The sequence below is a fragment of the uncultured Rothia sp. genome, assembly GCF_916715725.1.
Classification (GTDB): Bacteria; Actinomycetota; Actinomycetes; order Actinomycetales; family Micrococcaceae; genus Rothia.
The window spans coordinates 160,079-179,541 of record NZ_CAKAPD010000003.1; the positions used below are offsets into that span (position 1 = coordinate 160,079).

Annotated in this window: 9 protein-coding genes; 3 read left to right on the forward strand and 6 right to left on the reverse strand. The window is 60.5% G+C overall.

What is annotated here, in order from left to right; translation table 11 throughout:
• Window positions 1–301: 301 nt before the first annotated feature.
• The 6 genes from QZ822_RS03520 to QZ822_RS03545 all read right to left on the reverse strand — a co-directional run bounded on the left by QZ822_RS03520 (window position 302) and on the right by QZ822_RS03545 (window position 6,404).
• Window positions 302–1,594: an adenylosuccinate synthase gene (locus QZ822_RS03520; RefSeq protein WP_049338292.1), complete on the reverse strand. Its 1,293-nt coding sequence runs from the start codon at window positions 1,592–1,594 to the stop codon at window positions 302–304.
• Between the two features lie 235 nt (window positions 1,595–1,829).
• A complete protein-coding gene (locus QZ822_RS03525; RefSeq protein ID WP_294642638.1) occupies window positions 1,830–2,300 on the reverse strand; it encodes a DUF4870 domain-containing protein in 471 nt (156 codons plus the stop codon).
• A 282-nt stretch (window positions 2,301–2,582) separates the two neighbouring features.
• Window positions 2,583–3,686, reverse strand: coding sequence for a pyruvate ferredoxin oxidoreductase (locus QZ822_RS03530; protein WP_294642639.1), 1,104 nt, complete (start codon window positions 3,684–3,686; stop codon window positions 2,583–2,585).
• Between the two features lie 183 nt (window positions 3,687–3,869).
• Window positions 3,870–4,835, reverse strand: a complete 966-nt coding sequence (locus QZ822_RS03535) for a hypothetical protein (RefSeq protein WP_294642640.1) — start codon at window positions 4,833–4,835, stop codon at window positions 3,870–3,872.
• A gap of 112 nt (window positions 4,836–4,947) precedes the next feature.
• Window positions 4,948–5,793 carry a type VI secretion protein gene (locus QZ822_RS03540; RefSeq protein ID WP_294642642.1) on the reverse strand — a complete coding sequence of 282 codons (846 nt, stop codon included), beginning with the start codon at window positions 5,791–5,793 and terminating at the stop codon, window positions 4,948–4,950.
• Window positions 5,790–6,404 (reverse strand): hypothetical protein, encoded by a 615-nt coding sequence (locus QZ822_RS03545; protein WP_294642643.1) that lies wholly within the window; start codon window positions 6,402–6,404, stop codon window positions 5,790–5,792. The genes QZ822_RS03540 and QZ822_RS03545 overlap by 4 nt, the downstream gene beginning before the upstream one ends.
• Before the next feature lie 286 nt (window positions 6,405–6,690).
• Between QZ822_RS03545 and QZ822_RS03550 the strand changes: the two genes are divergently transcribed.
• From QZ822_RS03550 to QZ822_RS03560, 3 genes are all read left to right on the forward strand, one after another.
• On the forward strand, window positions 6,691–10,716 hold the full coding sequence (locus tag QZ822_RS03550; RefSeq protein WP_294642645.1) for a S8 family serine peptidase: 4,026 nt from the start codon (window positions 6,691–6,693) through the stop codon (window positions 10,714–10,716).
• Window positions 10,717–10,961: 245 nt separating this feature from the next.
• Complete coding sequence (locus QZ822_RS03555; RefSeq protein WP_294642648.1) at window positions 10,962–14,948, forward strand: S8 family serine peptidase; 3,987 nt, start codon at window positions 10,962–10,964, stop codon at window positions 14,946–14,948.
• A gap of 386 nt (window positions 14,949–15,334) precedes the next feature.
• On the forward strand, window positions 15,335–19,375 hold the full coding sequence (locus tag QZ822_RS03560) for a S8 family serine peptidase (RefSeq protein ID WP_294642649.1): 4,041 nt from the start codon (window positions 15,335–15,337) through the stop codon (window positions 19,373–19,375).
• The last annotated feature ends 88 nt before the right edge of the window (window positions 19,376–19,463 follow it).

Genomic DNA, 19,463 nt, shown 5'->3' on the forward strand with positions numbered 1-19,463 from the left:
TTAAATCCTGTATACCGATGCGGTATATCTTGGATGATTTAATCTTATCACTCACGCGAAATAAATTTTATCCATATTTATGGTTTTTGGATTTATTCATTTAAAGATAAACCTCATATTAGATAATTATTTAACCCTGACTACAGAAAAGTCTACTCATTACTATAAGCATTTATCAACGTCAGAATGACACTAATTCAAAATAGTGCCCTAAATAAGACAGTATATTACAAATTATCGCAGCTAAAAGGACCCCCGATGAGGCATTTAAAGCCTCGCCAGGGGTCCTTCGCGTCAGTTTTTAGTCTTCGTTGATGAGGTCGCGAACCACAATAGTCTGGTCACGATCCGGGCCCACACCAATCGCGGAGATACGGCAGCCAGAAATCTCTTCCAGCTTCAGCACGTACTTGCGGGCGTTCTCGGGCAGCTCATCCAGGCTCTTCGCATCCGAAATGTTCTCGGTCCAGCCGTCGTAGTACTCGAAAATCGGCTTAGCGTGGTGGAACTCAGTCTGAGTCATCGGCATCTCGTCGTGGCGCACACCGTCAACATCGTAAGCCACGCAGACCGGGATCTTATCTAGGCCGGTCAGCACGTCCAGCTTGGTGATGAACAGGTCGGTGAAACCGTTGATGCGCACAGCCTGACGCGCCAGCACGGCGTCGTACCAGCCGCAACGACGCGGGCGGCCGGTGTTCACGCCGAACTCGCCGCCGGTGGTGCGCAGGAACTCGCCCATCTCATCGAACAGCTCGGTCGGGAACGGGCCGGCACCCACGCGGGTGGTGTACGCCTTCTGAATACCGATCACGCGGGAGATACGGGTCGGGCCCACACCCGAACCGACGCATGCGCCGCCGGAGGTCGGGTTGGAGGAGGTCACGAACGGGTAGGTGCCGTGGTCAACGTCCAGGAAGGTTGCCTGGCCGCCCTCCATCAGCAGGGTCTTACCCTCGTCCAGTGCCTTGTTCAGCAGCTGGGTGGTGTCCACAATCATCGGCTTCAGACGCTCAGCGTAAGACATGAAGTACTCGACGATTTCGTCGACCTCAACGTGGCGGCGGTTGTAGACCTTCACCAGCAGTTCGTTCTTCTGACGCAGTGCGCCCTCAACCTTCTGACGCAGAATCGACTCGTCCAGGATGTCCTGAACACGCACGCCGAGGCGACCAACCTTATCCATGTAGGCGGGGCCGATACCGCGGCCGGTGGTGCCGATAGCGCGCTTGCCGAGGAAACGCTCGGTCACCTTGTCCATGGTCTGGTGGTAGGGTGCGACCAGGTGTGCGTTAGCGGAAATCTTTAGGCGGGAGGTGTCTGCACCGCGTGCCTCAAGGCCGTCAATCTCAGCGAACAGAGCTTCGGGGTTAACAACCACGCCGTTACCAATCACGGGGACGGCGTTATCGCTCAGAATACCCGCGGGCAGCAGCTTCAGCTCAAACTTCTGGCCGTTCACCACCACGGTGTGACCGGCGTTGTTACCGCCGTTGGGCTTGACCACGTAGTCTACGCGGGGGCCGAGCAGGTCGGTTGCCTTACCCTTACCCTCATCGCCCCACTGGGCGCCCACAATCACGACAGCTGACATTTTTGTGCTCCTTGAAAGCCTTGAAGATACGCACCGGATTTCACGGCGCGGCGGCGACCTACCGCCTCATGTTTCGGGTAGGCACACCTCTTCTAATGATACCGTGCCCGCCCCTTTAAGTCCCGTGTGACGGGGCGGTAGGCGTGCCGGATACGGTGCCGGTGAGCCTCACCGGGCACGGCAACGCCCCCATCCGATATTCGGACGGGGGCGCTACCGGTATGAGCCGTGAAGACTACTTGATGAGCTCGATGAAGGTCATCGGGTAGGTGTACTGCTCACCGCGGTTTGCGGCCATAGCAGCGAGGCTGTGGAAGATAACCATCAGGACGGTCACGACCACCGAGACAATCAACGGGACAAAGAACAGAAGACCGAAGGTCACCACCATCAGTAGCCAGGAAGCCATGCTGACGAGCCACAGGGAGAAGTTGAAGTTGAACGCGCGGCGTGCCGATTCCTTAGTGAAACCGTAGCCGGGCTTGTCCTTGTAGATGAACCACATGACCAGCGGCGCGAGAATACTTGCGGATGCGAAGGACAGCAGAGACAGAATTGCAGAAGCCAGGTGCGCGAGCATCGCCATGTTCTGGTCGTCCTTGGAAGAGACTACGTAACCGTTGGGCTGCTGACCCGGCGCCTGCGAGTAGGAGGGTGCCTGCTGGGAGTACTGGTTGTACTGTTCAGGGTTCGGGTTCTGGGACATCTTTCTTTTCCTTAATCTATTGATAAGTGGATACAGCTAATCATTGAGGTGCAGCGGCGGGCTAACTCGCCGTTCTCGGAGGGTGCCCGCCTCGCTCTACTTGGTCGCAACGCTCGTGATGGTTTCACCCTATCAAGGCAAAGTAAATGGAATATTAACCCTCGCCGGACAATAGACGAAGAAACCCGAATATGACAAGAAAAGACGCTCTGCCCCTCCACGCGGTGTTACGTACGTGGAGGGGCAGGGCGTTATACAGTTCGGGGCTGTGTGGTTTGGTCGCTAGCCCTGTTTCTCTTCATCGGCGAGCGCAGGATGCGCGGCGCGCTTCTGTAGTGCGGAGGCCTCGCGCTGTGCGGCGGCCTCGTGTAGCTTTGCGTGTTCTTGCTTTTTCAGAAACTCGTACACCGAGAAAGAATCCTCTTCTTCCTTCGTGAAGCCATTGACGCCTGTGTAGCCGTCCGGCAGGCGGTTGTACACGAGGTAGTACCAGAACTCGGCATGTGTCGTCTTTGTTTTCTGGATGAGTTCCCTCAGCCGGTTCTTATGCTTCACCGCCTGAACAATACCCACAATCCACAGGATCGGCACCACTAAAAATGAGCCCAGACCGATAATGATGAAGAAGAACAGCATCGACATGCCGGCACTACTATCGAACATGCTCACCAAAGGAACCAGCACAAACGGGTTCAGTATCAGTAGGACAATAAGCACGGTCTTCCAGAAGGTGCGCTGACTCTCGATCTCTTCAATGTTGGTGCCAGCCAACGGATTATTGATGGGTACGTAGCCCACCGGCTGCAGCATTGCCGCCCGCGACACGGGGTTCTCCTCAGCCTTGACCGGGTTCAGGTGAGTAGCGCACGCCTGCATGGGCGCGGACTCGTCATGGGAGCGGTCGAGCAGGCGCATTTCGATGAGTTTTGAGTCGGGGGTGCCGAAGAGTGGGTCGGGGATGACCGGCAGGATAGCGCCCGGGCTCAAACCGAGGGATTCCAACCGAACGTACTCGCCATAGGCGTGCGTCGTCTGAGTTTGCATTGCCTGTGCTGCCTGCATTGTCTGGGCTTGCATTACCTGCGCCCGCTCACGGGCAGAAAGCACAGGCTGGGCGGGCCCGGTGGACTGAGCGGAGGCGAGCGCTACCGGTTGGTTTTCTACTTCGTTTTCGTGAGTATCTTCTGAGGTGTCTTCCGGTTCGTTGCTACCGTCGGAGTCTTCGCTGTCGGAGGCTTCGTGCAGCTCAGCGTCTTCTTGTTCTGAGGCCTGCTGGTCCATGAGTAGCGCCATGTATTCCGGGATGGACTGGTCGGTGTCCCAGAGGGGCTGGTACGCCTCGTCCTTCTTTGCAGCTTCCTTCTTTTCAGTGAGTCGGTCTGCCATGGTCGTCTCCTTCGCTTACCAGACATACTCCTAGTGGCACCACCGTACCAGCGTGCGCTGGGCAGTCCCTTGAAACCTGCCCGATAAAAGCTGAGAAAAATCCCCCGACAAGCGCCAACATGCACGTGTTAACACTGCCGGGGGTTCAGCACCACTGGAGCCCAGGGACCCACGGGAAGTCGACTACGATGCATCCGCTGAGTTTGGAACAGGGCTTGAGGTAGGGCTCGGGGCACTCGGCGGCTGAGGGGCTGGCGCCACCGAAGACATCGAAGACGCCGCACCCAGGATCCACTGCATCTCCTCGGCGTTCATGGGCAAGCGGTCATACACCAGATAGAACCAGAACGACCCGAGAGGCATGGCCTTCCACTTCAGCGCCCGATACTTTCGGCTCACTCGGAGTAGCGCAAAAAACAGTGCCCCACCCCACAAGAACATGGGAAGACCCATCGTCAGCAGAGAAAGCATCAAGAAGTAGTAGAAGACATACCCACCGATCTGAGGGTCCCCTGTAACGGTAGCCAACAGAAGATAAGTCAGGGGATTAAACACCACACCCACGAAGAAGAGGGCAATGAGCTCAGGCCAGGCCTTCTTCCACAGGTCTGATCCGCGCACCTTGCCCGCAAGTGGGGTTGCTGAGATATACCCGATAGGTCGCGGAGTACCGACTACTTTCTCATCCATCCAGGCAGGAAAAGCGGTCGGCACCTGCCGGTGTGCAGATGCGCCAGCATCCGTGCCCATGGGGGACATGCGGCGCATCGTAGGGCCCGGGCGACCGTACAGCGGTCGGTTCAGCACCGGGTGACCCGTCGCCGAGGGGAAAAAATTCGCCGCCTGCGCAGAGGGCGCAGGAGCCGAAACCGCCAGAGTAGACGCTGCAGGAGCGGGCACCGCAGAATCAGGCGCTGCAGGAACCGACGGGCCAGCAGCCGCGGATGCAGAACGAGCCTTCTGTATCTCCATGACCTCCTTCACCGGCTCGGGGATCTCCCCGGTCGGCGGGGGAACGGGCGTTCCATGAAGAAGCAAAGCCGAGTATTCGGGTGCGGGCTGCTCCATATCCCACAGCGGCTGATACCCGCTATCGCTCTTCTCGGTTGGGTTCTGAGGGTTTTTCGGTGCTTCGCTATGCTCCGCCACGGTGACCTCCTCCAATGCGTGTCTGCTGTTATGTGTCTGTTGTGTTGTCTACACTGTGTGTTCGATGCGCGGGGGCTCAATCCCGCAGCTGTTCTTTGAGCGAGTCGCTAACCTACTTGAAGCCTTTATCTGCCCCGTACACGTCATCAAGCCGCGCAATGCTCAGGATCCACGCCACGCACCAGATGATGCCGGGAATCCCCATGAGCCCTACGCTCACCTGATTCACCGCCATAAAGAGACCTGCGACGAGTTCTCCCCGCCCGAATAGAGCGGTGACAGAGAGAATCGCCGCCGCAATATAGGGGTTCAGTATAGAAACTCCCAGGAACAGAAACCATGCTCCCTGCTTCTGGAACGAAGTGGGCAGGGAGCCAGGGTCCATCACCGGTTGGTCGATACCACCACGCTGAGGTAAAGCGTCGCCCTCCTGGCTTTCTTCAGAGAACGGGGTGCACTCGTACACCAACCGGAACTTGAATCTTTTCTCGGTCTCGCGCTTACCGGTGGATTTCACCATCACAGCGAAGAAGTTGATAACAGCCCACAGGGAGAAGACGAACAGCACCAGCGGAAGAATACCGAAGCTCAGCATCGAAAATCCTATGCCTGCCACAAAAAGAGATGCCAGGGTATCTTCGCTCAGGCTAGAACCTGCCAGGAAATAGACGAATGGATTTGCCGCGATAGCCAACGCCAGGCATACTAGCGCCTCTACTCCAACTCTCCCTGAACTCGGCTTACGGTAAGGAACCGATACGGGGCTGTATCCGACCAGCTCGCCACCGTATTCCTCCGGCAATTCTCCCTGGGGGAGAGTTCCCTGAACATCATCCGCGTGGATGCGCATCAGCTGCGGGTTGGGGCGACCGTAATGCACCTGCGGTGCCACCTTCAAAACACGCTGATGAGGGGAAACGGGTTGGTCGTCGATGGGCTGGTTCTTATCGGTGGTCATGATTCCTCCTCAGCAGTGTGATGCGGTGATACCGCGGGTGAACTAACAGCGGACGGGGTGCACTCGTACACCAGCCGGAATTGAAAATCCTGCTGAATCTTGTGCTGCCTAACGAGCAGGCGCGTCGATTCGACAGCATCCCCAACAGCATTCAGAAACTTTCCTACGCAGAGGAACAGCCACCAGAGTCCTGCGAGGATGCCGACGAAACCCACAATGAGTAGTAGCGGGGGGATAAAGATGACCATCAAGATCACCGTCCCTATTTCCTCACTTATTCCCCAAGGACCTTGGGAGAGGAACATTGGGCTCACCGGCGCGATCAAGAGAGCTACCCAGAACACCATCCGAAGCAACGGCCCCAGGACATACCAGGTGAAGCCGCTCCAGTCGGTGAAAAGGCTCTTCATATCCAGGGTTTCGGGTGGTTTCTCCATGGGGGCGTAGCCTGCCACCTCGCCAATCTGCCAGGCGGATGAGCTGTACTCGGTGAGGATGCCCTGCACCTCTCCCCTATGGATGCGTTCCAACCGTGGGCCGGGGCGACCGTAAATAACCTGGGAGGACATCAGCAGAACAGAATCCTCAGTGGAAACGCGTCGCTTGACCATGGTTCGACCCTCCCTATCCCAACATTTTTGATAGATGTTCAATAGATGGTTTTACAGTAACAACCAAACCTGAAAAGAACCTGAACCCAAGTGCAAATGAAAAACGTGAAAAAGAAAAGGGTCGAACATGTCCACAATTTGATGCATTTAGGAGTAATAAACGCTTCACAAGCCATTTTGAGGTGTATCCTAGTTCACATCTAGTGTGTTCAAGTTCAGCTGGAACCCACCAGAACAACACCACAAGCCTCCCAGAAACACCCCGGGAGCCAAGCAAAGGAGCACCGTGACACACACCGCCTCCCCAAACCCCCGCGGCCGGTCGCATCGACGCCGAATCGGCAGCGGGCTACTCACCCTCAGCATGGCACTGAGCCCCCTCGCAGCCCTGGGCACCACCGCCCACGCCGCGGAAGACCCCGACGCCGTCAAGCAGGTACTCAGCGAAAGCATGAAGAACGCCAGCGGCACCGTCACCGCCTTCGTCCGCTTCAAGGGTAAGGGTGCCTTTGAACAGACCCAGCCCGCAGGCGTACGCGCCGGCGTGCAGGCACCCGTCAACACCAGCTCACAGGTACAGGCAATCGCCTCCCAGGTGCAGAGCCAGGCACAGCAGGTCAGCAGCCAGTCCGGCGCGCAGGTCCTCTACACCACCCACAACGCGGTACGCGGCGTGGCAGTGCGCGGTGACGCCGAGTCCATCAAGGCACTCGCCAACCGCCCCGATGTGGAGAAGATCTCGCCCATCCTGCCCAAGTACCGCCAGAACGCGGGCGCCGCCATTGACGCAGGCTCCCTCGCCACCTGGACCGGCACCACCAACCCCGCCGGCGCGGGCGGATACACCGGCAAGGGCGTGAAGATCGCCGTCATCGACTCCGGCATCGACTACACCCACACCGACTTCGGCGGTAGCGGCAAGTTCGAAGACTACGAGAAGGCATCCAAGCTCACCGAGCTGCCCTCCGCAGACTCCGGACTCATCAACCGCACCAAGGTTGCTGGCGGCTACGACCTCGTCGGTGACAACTACGACGGCAGCAACACCGCCGTTCCCGACGGTAACCCGCTCGACTGCACCACCGGCGGCCATGGCACCCACGTGGCGGGCACCGCGGCAGGCTACGGCGTGAACGCCGACGGCACCACCTTCACCGGTGACTACAGCAAGCTCACCGCAGAGCAGCTCAAGACCATGAAGATTGGCCCCGGCGTCGCCCCCGACGCTGAAATCTACGCCTTCCGCGTCTTCGGTTGCAGCGGCAGCACCAACGTCGTGATTGAGGCACTCGACCGTGCCCTTGACCCCAACGGTGATGGCGACTTCTCCGACCGCGTGAACGTAGTCAACATGTCCCTCGGCGGCGAATTCTCCCCGCAGGACGACCCCGAAGCCTACGCCGTTGACGCGCTCACCCGCGCCGGCGTGCTCTCCGTGATCTCCGCGGGTAACGCCAACGACTACAGCCTGCGTGGCGACACCTACTCCAACTCGGGTCACCCCGCCACCGCAGCCAGCGCAATCACCGTAGCTAACGCCTACGGTTCCACCCGCGCTGTGGATGCGGCAGAGCTGACCGACCCCGCCACCGGCACCACCCGCAAGGTACGCGGCGACTACAGCGTCTCCTACCCCTGGGCACAGGCGGGCACCAAGGAATTCACCGGTGAACTCACCGCAATCTCCGAGAACAACCGCTACGCCTGCAACGCCCTCAGCGCCGCCGAAGCGGCAGCCGTGAAGGGCAAGTGGGTGCTCATCGACTGGGCTAAAGATGACGGTGAACTCGCCTGCGGCTCCAAGGTGCGCTTCGACAACCTGGAGGCGGCAGGCGCCAAGGGCGTACTGCTTGCAGGCAACGATGAAGAGCCTGGCCTGGGCATCGCCGGTAACGATACCCTGCCCGGTTTCCGCCTGGCAGCATCCGCCGCTAAGGACCTGCGTGCACAGATCACCGCAGCAGAAGCGGCAGGTAAGCCCCTGACCGTGCGCCTCGGCAATGAGCTGAAGTCCTCCCTGCGCGTGGACACCGACAAGCTGGATCAGCTGAACCCCATGAGTGCCCGCGGCTTCCACGGCAGCTACGGCTACACCAAGCCCGACATTGCGGCACCCGGCTCGTACATCACCTCCGCGGCGGTAGCGACCGGTAGCAACTCCGTGACTTTCAGCGGCACCTCCATGGCGGCACCCTACGTGACCGGCTCCGCCGCCCTGGTCATGCAGAGCCACCCGACCTACACCCCCGCACAGGTCAAGTCCGCCCTCATGAACACCGCCACCCACGATGTGCGCACCGAATCCGGTGCCGTATACGCGGTGGACCGTGTGGGCGCTGGACGAGTCGACACCCTCGCTGCTGTGCAGTCGAAGTCCCTCGTCTACAACGCTGACAAGAGCGGTACCGTGTCCCTGAGCTTTGGCGTGCTTGAGTACGCACCGGATGCGGGCGTTCAGACCCTCACCCGCGAGGTGACGGTTGAGAACACCGACTCCGTGGCGCACACCTATGCACTGTCCTACGCTGAAAGCACTAATATTCCCGGTGTGGAATATTCCTTCCCCTCCTCGGTCACCCTCGCACCCGGTGAGACGAAGAAGTTCGAACTGAGCGTGCGCATCGACCCGTCCAAGCTGGAGAAGACCCGCGACGCGGCAATGGACGCAACCCAGAACGCAACTGACTACTACACCGGCAACGAAACCGTTCCCGCACAGTACCGTCAGTACATTGCGAGCGCATCCGGCCGACTCGTCCTCACTGAAGACGGCACCAAGGCACTGCGCCTGCCCATCCACGTGGCACCCAAGCCCGTGAGCACCATGCACGCTGCCGAAGACACCGTCACCTTCACTCAGAAGCCCTCTAGCGACGAGGCACAGAAGGCAGACACCGGCTGGACCAAGTCCCAGATTTCGCTGCGCGGCACCGAGGTCAGCCAGGGCGGCTACCGCTCCCTGCTTGGCGCTTTCGAGTACGGTGCGAGCGTGGACCGTGTGGCTCCCACCTCGCTGTCGCTGAACAGCAACGTTAAGGCGAACCTGCAGTACGTTGGTGCTTCCTCGGATGCGCCCGCGCTGAAGGCTGCCGGCGGCAACGCCGATGACGGCACCCTGCGCTTCGGTATCTCCACCTGGGCGAACTGGGATGTTGTCTCCTACGAGAACACCTTCACCGTAGAAATCGACACCGACGGCAACAACCGTGCCGACTACAAGCTGGTCACCGACCGTGCTAAGGGCCTGGACTACCCGCTGGTTCGCCTCTACGGCTACAAGAACGGCAACCTCGTTGAGCTCGCCTACTACCCGCTCAACGGCGCCTGGGGTGATGTGGACACCAACATGATGGACACCAACACCCTCATCATGGGTGCACCCCTCAAGGACCTGGGCCTGACCAGCGCAAACAACCCGGACATCCAGTACCGAGTCAGCGCAACCACCCAGTACGAGTGGGGTAACGTCAGCGAAACCGGCTGGATCAAGTACCGCCCCTTCAGCCCCAAGCTGTGGTTCAGCGGCGACTCCTCCGCCGTGGCTGGCCTTCACCCGGATGCCTCCACCACCACCCTGACGGCGCACCGCTCCGCTGACGCAATCCCCGCGCTCGGCGAATCCGGCACCCCCGCCAAGGCGCTGCTGCTGCACCTGCACAACGGCACCGGCGACCTCTCCGGTACCAACGGCGCCAAGGGCAACCGCGCCGAGGTGCTGAACATCAAGGAGCAGCAGACCGAGTACATCACTCCGTCCCGCTTCACCGATGTGAAGAACACCGACCAGTTCTACACCGAAATTTCTTGGTTGGCTCAGCGCGGCATCACCACCGGCTACCCGGACGGCACCTACCGCCCGCTGGAGTCCGTGGAACGTGGCGCAATGGCGGCGTTCTTCTACCGCATGCAGGGTTCCCCGCAGTTCACTGCCCCCTCCACTCCGAGCTTCAAGGACGTGCCCACCACGCACCCCTTCTACAAGGAGATTGAGTGGATGAAGGCTCAGGGCATCACCACCGGCTACTCGGACGGCACGTTCCGCCCCTCCGCACCGGTGAACCGTGACGCCATGGCTGCGTTCTTCTACCGTGCAGCGGGTTCCCCGCACGTGGATCTGCCCGCAACCAGCCACTTCAGCGATGTTTCCACCGATAACCAGTTCTACCGTGAAATCACGTGGCTGGCTTCGAAGGGCATCAGCACCGGCTGGCCGGACGGCACCTACCGCCCGGTGACCCCCATTGCCCGCGACGCAATGGCGGCGTTCATCTACCGCTACACCGAGAAGGTTGCTAACCAGGCCGGCCGCTAGACGGTAGCTAACCGGTAGCGAACGGTTCGGGTCCCCTCCCACCTCCTGCATGGGGTGGGAGGGGCACCTGGAACCGGCAGACTCCGGGGCCTGAAAATCCCGGAACCTCTCAAGTTTTGGTGGCGGTTTCACCGGCGGATGCACTCACTCGTCGTCTGCCGGTGGAGCCGCCTCCGCACATCACCGATACACAACCACAGAGCACACAGCACTATCGAAAAATAGAAAATCCGAAGGAGGATTCCATGACAACGCCTCATGCGCCACGCCGCAGAATGAAGGCTGTCGGTGCGACCGGTTTGAGTGCGGCTCTTGCCCTTACTCTCGGCGTTCCCGCCACTTTCTCTGCAGCTCACGCTCAGAGCCCCCAGCAGGTCGAAGGAAGCACTGCGAGCGCATCCGATAACGCTGCTTCGCGTATTAGCCCGGGCCTGCAGAAGGCTGAAGGCCAAATCACCGTGTATGTGCAGTTCAAGGGCAAGGGCGCGTATGAGCAGACCCAGTCCGCGGCTGTTCTGGCACGTAAGGAGGCGCCGGCGAACCGTCAGGCGCAGGTGCAGGCTATTGCAGCTCAGGTGCAGTCGCAGGCTCAGTCTGTGGCGGCTGCTTCTGGCGCGAAGCTGATGTACACCACGCATAATGCGATGCGTGGTGCGGCGATTACTGGTGATGCTGCGCAGATTCGTGCGTTGGCGGAGCGCCCGGATGTGGAGCGTATTTCGCCGATTATCGCGAAGGAGCGCATGAACTCCGGTAGCGAGATCGATACGAAGACTCTTGCCACGTGGACTCGTGAGAATACGGGGTACACGGGTAAGGGCGTGAAGATTGCGATCGTTGACTCCGGTGTTGACTATACGCACGCTGATTTTGGTGGCCCCGGTACGGTGGATTCGTACCTGAAGGCTAAGGCGATGACGGAGCTTCCGACTGCTGATTCGGGTCTGATTGATCGTAATAAGTTCATTGGCGGCATTGACTTGGTCGGTGATGACTACAATGCGTCGGTGGCTGAGAAGTCGACTCCGCAGCCGGATAATAACCCGCTGGATTGCCGCCCGGATGGTTTCGGTTCTGGCGGTCACGGCACGCACGTGGCGGGTACTGCCGCCGGTTATGGTGTGACGGCGAACGGTACGACTTACCGTGGCGATTACAAGAACCTGACGGAGGAGCAGCTGAAGGGCATGTCTATTGGCCCCGGTACTGCTCCTGAGGCTCAGCTTCTGGCGATTCGCGTGTTCGGTTGCTACGGCAATTCGAGTGTTGTGATGAAGGCGCTCGATACTGTCATGGACCCGAATGGTGACGGTGATTTCTCTGACCGCGCCGACATTGTGAACCTGTCGCTCGGTGGCGAGTTCGCCCCGGCTGACGACCCTGAGTCGTACATGATTAATACGATGGCGCGCCAGGGCGTGTTCACTGTGGCTGCTGCCGGTAACGCGAATAACTACAACGGTGTGGGTGACACCTACTCCGATTCGGGTAGCCCGGCGAATGCGGCTGCGGCGCTGTCGGTGGCGAACGCCTACGGCTCCACTCAGCCGATTGACCGTGCCCGCGTGACCACGAAGACCGGTTTGGAGTGGTTGCAGGGTGATTATTCGGTGAACTTCGATTATTCGAAGGCGTCCGCTGATCAGCTGCGCGGCGAGGTTGTTGCCGCGCCGAAGCGTAACCGTTACGCCTGCGAGGCTTTCACCGCTGAAGAGGCGAAGGCTCTGAAGGGTAAGTGGGTTTACTTCGACTGGGACCAGGACGATTTGACGTTCCCGTGCGGTTCGAAGGTGCGTTTCGATAACGTTCAGGCTGCCGGCGGTGTTGGTGTGGTGATGGCAGGTAAGGCTGAGCGCTACTCCATCGGCATTGGCGGTAACGCAACCATTCCGGGTCTGCGTCTGACTGCTTCTTCGACGAAGGACCTGGAGAAGGCTCTGGCTGCCGGCCCTGTGACCGTTGAGATGAACCTGGACTACAAGGCTTCGGGTCGTAGCTCCCACTCGCACGCTTTTGACCTGAACACTTCGAGTGCTCGCGGTCAGCACGGTTCTGACGGCTTCATTAAGCCTGACCTTGCGGCGCCGGGTACTGAGATTGTGTCTGCCGCTGTGGGTATGGGTAATAAGGGTGTTTCCTTCACCGGCACCTCCATGGCTACCCCGCATGTGACCGGTATTGCCGCTCTGGTGATGCAGGCGCATCAGGATTACAACCCGCAGATGATTAAGGCTGCGCTGATGAACGGCGCATCCACCCCCATCAAGAATGAGCAGGGTGCTCAGTACGCGGTGGATCGTGTGGGTACGGGCATGGTGAATGCTCGCGCCGCCGTGGACGCGAAGGTTATTGCTTACGATGCGAAGACCCCCGAGCGTGTTTCGACCGCGTTTGGTGTGCTGGAGTACACCCCCGATTCGGGTATTCAGACTGTTCAGCGTGAAATCGTTCTGGACAACACCGATTCGCAGGCTCACACCTACACTCTGAGCTACGAGGCAAGCACGACCATCCCGGGTGTGGAGTACTCCTACCCGCAGCAGGTGAGCGTGGGTGCCGGTGAGCGTAAGAACGTGACCGTGACCGTGCGTATTGACCCGTCCAAGCTGGAGAAGACCATGGACCCGGCGATGAGCGCCGATCAGGTCGCTCAGGATTGGACGACCGGTAAGACTCTGGCTGCTGGTAAGCGCCAGTACATTGCGAGCGCTTCTGGCCGCCTGATTTTCTCTGAGAATGGCCGCGAGGCGATCCGCCAGTCGATTCACGTGGCACCGAAGCCTGTCTCGAAGATGCGCGTTGATGCGTCCCGTATTGATTACAAGGGCACTGCCGATAAGGAGTCCACGGTGACTCTGCGCGGTACGACCCTGAACCAGGGCGGTTACCGTTCGCTGCTGGGTGCGTTTGAGCTGGGTGCGGTCAGCGACCGTATTCCGTCCGGTCAGCTGAAGCTACCGTCGAACCAGGCTGTTGACCTGCAGTATGTGGGTGCCGCCTCGGACGCTCCGGCGTTGAAGGCTGCCGGTAAGAACCCGAACGATGGTTCTCTGTTCTTCGGCATTTCGACCTGGGGCACCTGGGATAGCATGCACTGGGGCCGTCAGGTACAGGTGCAGATTGATACGAACAACGACTCTGCCGCAGATTACGTTCTGGAAGTGACCCGCGAGAAGGGTCTGGACTACCCGCTGGTGAAGGTCTGGTCCATCTCCGGTACCGCATCCACCGTGGTGGCACGCTACCCGCTCAACAGCGCCTGGGGCGACACCGACACCAACACCATGGACACCAACACCATGATTCTGGGTGTGCCGCTGAAGGACCTGGGCCTGACCGCCGAGAAGGCTCAGACCATCAAGTACACGGTGCAGACTGACACCTGGTACAACGATGGCAACCCCTACGTGGACACCACCTCGGCTATCGAGTACTCCCCCTTCAACCCCGGTGTTTGGTTCACCGGTGAGGAGTCGGGCGTACCCGGCCTGTTCGTGGACCGTGACGGCGGTCAGCTGACCGTTCACCGCAAGAACAACAACAAGGAGCGTCAGGCTCTGTTCCTGCACATGCACAACGCGACCGGTGACCTGAGCGGCCGTAAGACCGCTAACGGTGTTGCCGCTGGCGACCGTGCGCAGGTCGTGAAGGTGGCTCGCACCATCCACGATGCACGCTTCACCGACGTTCCGGCGGATAACCAGTTCTACCGTGAAATCACGTGGATTGCTGCCCGTCAGATTGACCGCGGCTACCAGGACGGCACCTTCCGCCCGCTGAACAACATGGACCGCGCAACCATGGCTGCGTACTTCTACCGTATGAGCGGCTCGCCGCAGTACACCGCACCGTCCACCCCGAGCTTCTCGGATGTTCCGCTCAACCACCCCTACTACAAGGAGATTGAGTGGATGAAGGCTCAGGGCATCACGACCGGCTGGCCTGATGGTACGTACCGTCCGGAGGGTTCAGTGAACCGTGACGCGATGGCTGCGTTCTTCTACCGTTACGCGGGTTCGCCCGAGTACGCTGCCCCCGCGCAGGCTCGTTTCACGGACGTTCCGACCGACAAGCAGTTCTACCGCGAGATCTCGTGGCTGGCTGAGCAGGGCGTAACCACCGGCTGGCCCGATGGTTCGTTCCGCCCCGTGGAGCCGGTGCACCGCGACGCTATGGCGGCGTTCGTGTACCGCTACAGCACGGGTGTGTTGAAGGAAAGCCCTGAAATCTAGGGTTCCGGAATCTAAGAACCTATAGGTTCTACCGAGGGAGCCGTACCGTTGCAGTTTATCTGCGGCGGTGCGGCTCCCTTTTTCTGTGGTCGGGTGCTTTGTTATTTACGCGTAATGTTCCGTAATACGATTCTGACTAGGTTATATAAAGAATCGTTGAGACAATAAGTGAAGGTTTCTTCACCATCGGCATGAACCTTGACGTTTACGCCGCATGGGCACACTGGAGGCGCACTGGAAACACAGTGCAGACGCACCGTAGCACTCTCGGTGCAGAACCCTTGCCGTACAGCTCTCCGAGTAGAACTCTCGGCGTATAACTCTCCGCGCAGAACCTCGGTGCAGAAACCGCTAAGAAACGCACCATCACTAAAAAGGAGCATTCAGTGGCAACCTTCCCTGAAGCTACCCCCGCGCGAGCCGCCCGGCACACACAGCCGGGCCGCCTCAAGCAGCTGGCACGTAGCTGCGGCGCACTCACCCTGGGGCTCACCCTCGGGCTGACCGCCCTGCCGTTTGGTACCGCCGCCTACGCGGCACCGGGCGTAGTACGCGGCGCAGACCGGGATGCACCCCACCAGAACACCGGCACCGGCGAGAACAACAACGAAGTTCTCTCCCCCAGCCTGGACGGCGCCACCGGCGAACGCGCCGTGTTCGTCCGATTCAAGGGTCAGGGCGCGTACGCCCAGACCCAGCCGGACGCGGTCCGCTCCCGCGCGCAGGCACCCGTCAACGCGCAAGCACAGGTGCAGGCGATTCGCGCCAGCGTGCAGCAGCAGGGCGCCTCCGCGGCGAAGGAATCCGGCGCGCAGGTCCTGTACACCACCCACAACACGATGCGCGGCGTGGCGCTCTACGGTAACGTCGAGCAGATTCGTGCGCTCGCGAACCGTTCCGATGTTGAGCGCATCAGCATCATTGAGGACATGGCACCGCAGAACAGCGGCACCCTCATTGATACGGACACGCTCTCCGTGTGGGCGAAGAGCCCGGCGAACCCCGCCTCCACCGGCTACACCGGCAAGGGCGTGAAGATTGTCGTGCTCGATACCGGTATCGACTACACGCACGCCGATTTGGGCGGCCCCGGCACGCAGGAAGCCTTCGAGAAGGCGAAGGCTTCCGACACGATTCCCGAGGGCACCTACGATCCGAAGAAGTTCCTTGGCGGCTACGACCTGGTTGGTGACGACTACAACTCCGGCAAGAAGGAAACCTCCACTCCCCACCCGGATAACAACCCGCTCGACTGCGGCGGCCACGGTAGCCACGTGGCAGGCACCGCGGCAGGTTACGGCGTGAACGCGGACGGCAGCACCTTCCACGGCGACTACTCCAAGCTCACCGAAGAGCAGCTCAACAACATGAAGATCGGCCCCGGCTCCGCACCGGACGCCCAGCTGATTGGCCTGCGCATCTTCGGTTGTAAGGGCACCACCGCGTTCGTCCCCAAGGGCCTGGACCGCGTGCTCGACCCCAACGACGACGGCGACTTCTCCGACCGCGCCGACATCGCGAACCTGTCGCTCGGCAACGAGTTCGGCGTGTTCGATGAGACCGTGAACTACGCGGTCGGTTCCCTCTACCGCGAGGGTATCCTCTCCGTGGTCGCGGCGGGTAACGCCAACAACTACAACGCCGTGGGCGACACCTACTCCAACTCGGGCGGCCCCGGCACCAGCGCCTACGGCCTGACCGTGGCGAACTCCATCGGCTCGACCCAGCTGGTGGACCGCGTGAAGATTCTCGCCCCCGCGAACGAGGCAGACACCTACGGTGACTACTCGGTGAGCTTCGACTACTCGAAGGCGACCGAGGAGCAGCTACGCGGCACCGTGGTGCGTGCCGCCTCCCGCAACCGCTACGCCTGCGAGGCATTCACCGAAGAGGAAGCTGCAGCACTGAAGGGCAAGTGGGCTCTCATCGACTGGGCGGACGCTGACGGCACCGCCCCCTGCGGTTCGAAGGTACGCTTCGACAACCTGCAGGCGGCTGGCGCGACCGGCGTGGTGCTCACCTCGAACACTGAGGTCGGTGACACCGCTATCGGCGGTAACTCCTCCATTCCGGGCGTGCGCCTGGCAAAGAGCCAGGTGGAGCGCCTTTCCGCGCAGATTGATTCGGGTGAGCTGACCCTGCAGCTCGGCGAAAACCTGCGCGACTCGATCCGCGTGCCCAACGGCAAGCTGGATCAGGCGAACACCTCCACCGCGCGTGGCCTGCACGGTTCGCACGGCATCACCAAGCCGGACGTTGCGGCACCGGGCACGAACATTTCCTCCATCGAGGTTGGTAGCGGCACCGGTTCGAGCGTGAAGACCGGTACGTCCATGTCCACGCCGTTTGTTGCCGGTGTTGCGGCGCTGATTATGCAGGCGCACCCGGAGTACGGCCCGCGCATGATTAAGACCGCCATCATGAACACCGCCGACCACAACATGCAGGACGCCTGGGGCAACCCTTACGCGGTGGACCGTGTGGGTACCGGCCGCATCAACACGCGTGCGGCGGTGGCTGACCGCGTCATGCTGTTCAACGCGGCACGCCCCGAACAGGTTTCGGACACTTTCGGCGTGCTCGAGTACACCCCGAACGCCGGTGTGCAGACCCTGCAGCACCGCGTGAGCGTCGAGAACACCGACTCGGTGGCGCACACCTACACCCTGAACTATGAGGGCAGCACGAGCATCCCGGGTGTGGAGTTCTCCTACCCGCAGTCCGTGTCTGTGGGTGCCGGTCAGAAGGCAACGTTCACCGTGACGGTGCGCATTGACCCGTCGAAGCTGGAGAAGACTCGCGACCCGTCCATGTACCCGAACCAGGATTCGGTGAACTACTCGACCGGTACGGTGACCATTTCGGGTGCCCGCCAGTACATTGCGAGCGCTTCGGGCCGCCTGATCCTGACCGATGCTGACTCGTCGGCTGCGGTGAAGACCCTGCGCATGCCGCTGCACGTAGCACCGAAACCTGTCTCCGCGATGCGCGTAGCCGGTGCAGATATTCACTTTGACACGAACGGCGTGGGAGCCCTGGAGCAGCGCCTATCGCTGGAGGGTACCGCGGTGGACCAGGGCGGTTACCGCTCCCTGCTGGGTGCCTTTGAGCTGGGCGCTTCGAGCCCGCGCATCCCGACCGCGAAGCTGGGTGTGGGTTCGGATTCCCGCATGGACCTGCAGTACGTGGGTGCCGCCTCGAACGTGGCGGCGTTGAAGGCTGCCGGTGCGGACACCTCCGAGGCGCACCTGTCCTTCGGTATTTCCACCTGGGGTAACTGGCAGGAGGTGACCCCGCGCGGCACCTACTACGTGTTCGTTGACACCAACAAGGACGGCACGAGCGACTACCGTCTGCAGACGGTGCGTGAGAAGGGCCTGGACTACCCGCTGGTGAAGGTTTCTAAGCGCAGCAACGGCAAGTGGCAGGCCATCGAGAACGCCCTGTACCCACTGAACGGCACCTGGGGTGATACGGACACCAACATCATGGATTCGAACACTCTGGTGATGACTGTTCCGCTGAGCGTTCTGGGTCTGGACCCGAACGCCGAGTCCACTGAGATTTCGTACTCGGTGACCACTTCGAGCGCGTTCTCCGCAACGACCGTGGTTGATACGACTGATTCGGTGGTGTTCAACTATGCGGTACCGAAGCTGTGGTTCAGCGGCGATTCGGCGGGCGTGCCGAACCTGTTCGTGGACGCACCGGAGACTCAGCTGGTTGCGCACCGTAACGGCGACGCGAAGAACGTTTCTGCCCTGTTCCTGCACATGCACAATGCGACCGGTGACCTGTCCGGTACGAACGGTGCTGCGGGTGAGCGTGCGCAGGTTCTGCGTGTCTCGTCGAACTCTGAGGCTACCGCCGCGAGCGCGCACTTTACGGATGTTCCGGCAGATTACCCGTTCGTGAATGACATTAACTGGCTGGCTCAGCGTCGTATTACGACCGGCTACCCGGACGGTACGTTCCGCCCGAACGGTTCGGTGGAGCGCGGCGCGATGGCGGCGTTCTTCTACCGTATGGCGGGTTCGCCGCAGTTCACTGCGCCGAGCACCCCGAGCTTTAAGGATGTGCCGCGTGATCACCCGTTCTACAAGGAGATTGAGTGGATGCGTGCCCGCGGTATTACGACCGGCTGGTCGGATGGTACGTTCCGTCCGAATGCTGCGGTGAATCGTGATGCTATGGCGGCGTTCTTCTACCGTTTTGCGGGTTCGCCGGCATATTCGGCTCCGGTGGCTTCGCCGTTTAGTGACGTGTCGGCCGGTAGCCAGTTCTATCGTGAGATTTCGTGGTTGGCTGATCAGCGTATTACGACTGGTTGGGCTGATGGTTCGTTCCGTCCGGTTCAGCCGATTGAGCGTGGCGCGATGGCGGCGTTCTTGCACCGCTATAACGTGCGCGTGCTGAATAACCGCTAGTCGAAGCGTTATATTTGAACGCTAAATACCCCCGGTGGATGCCGTACGCATCTGCCGGGGGTATTTGCTTGCCTCGCCCTGCCCGAGG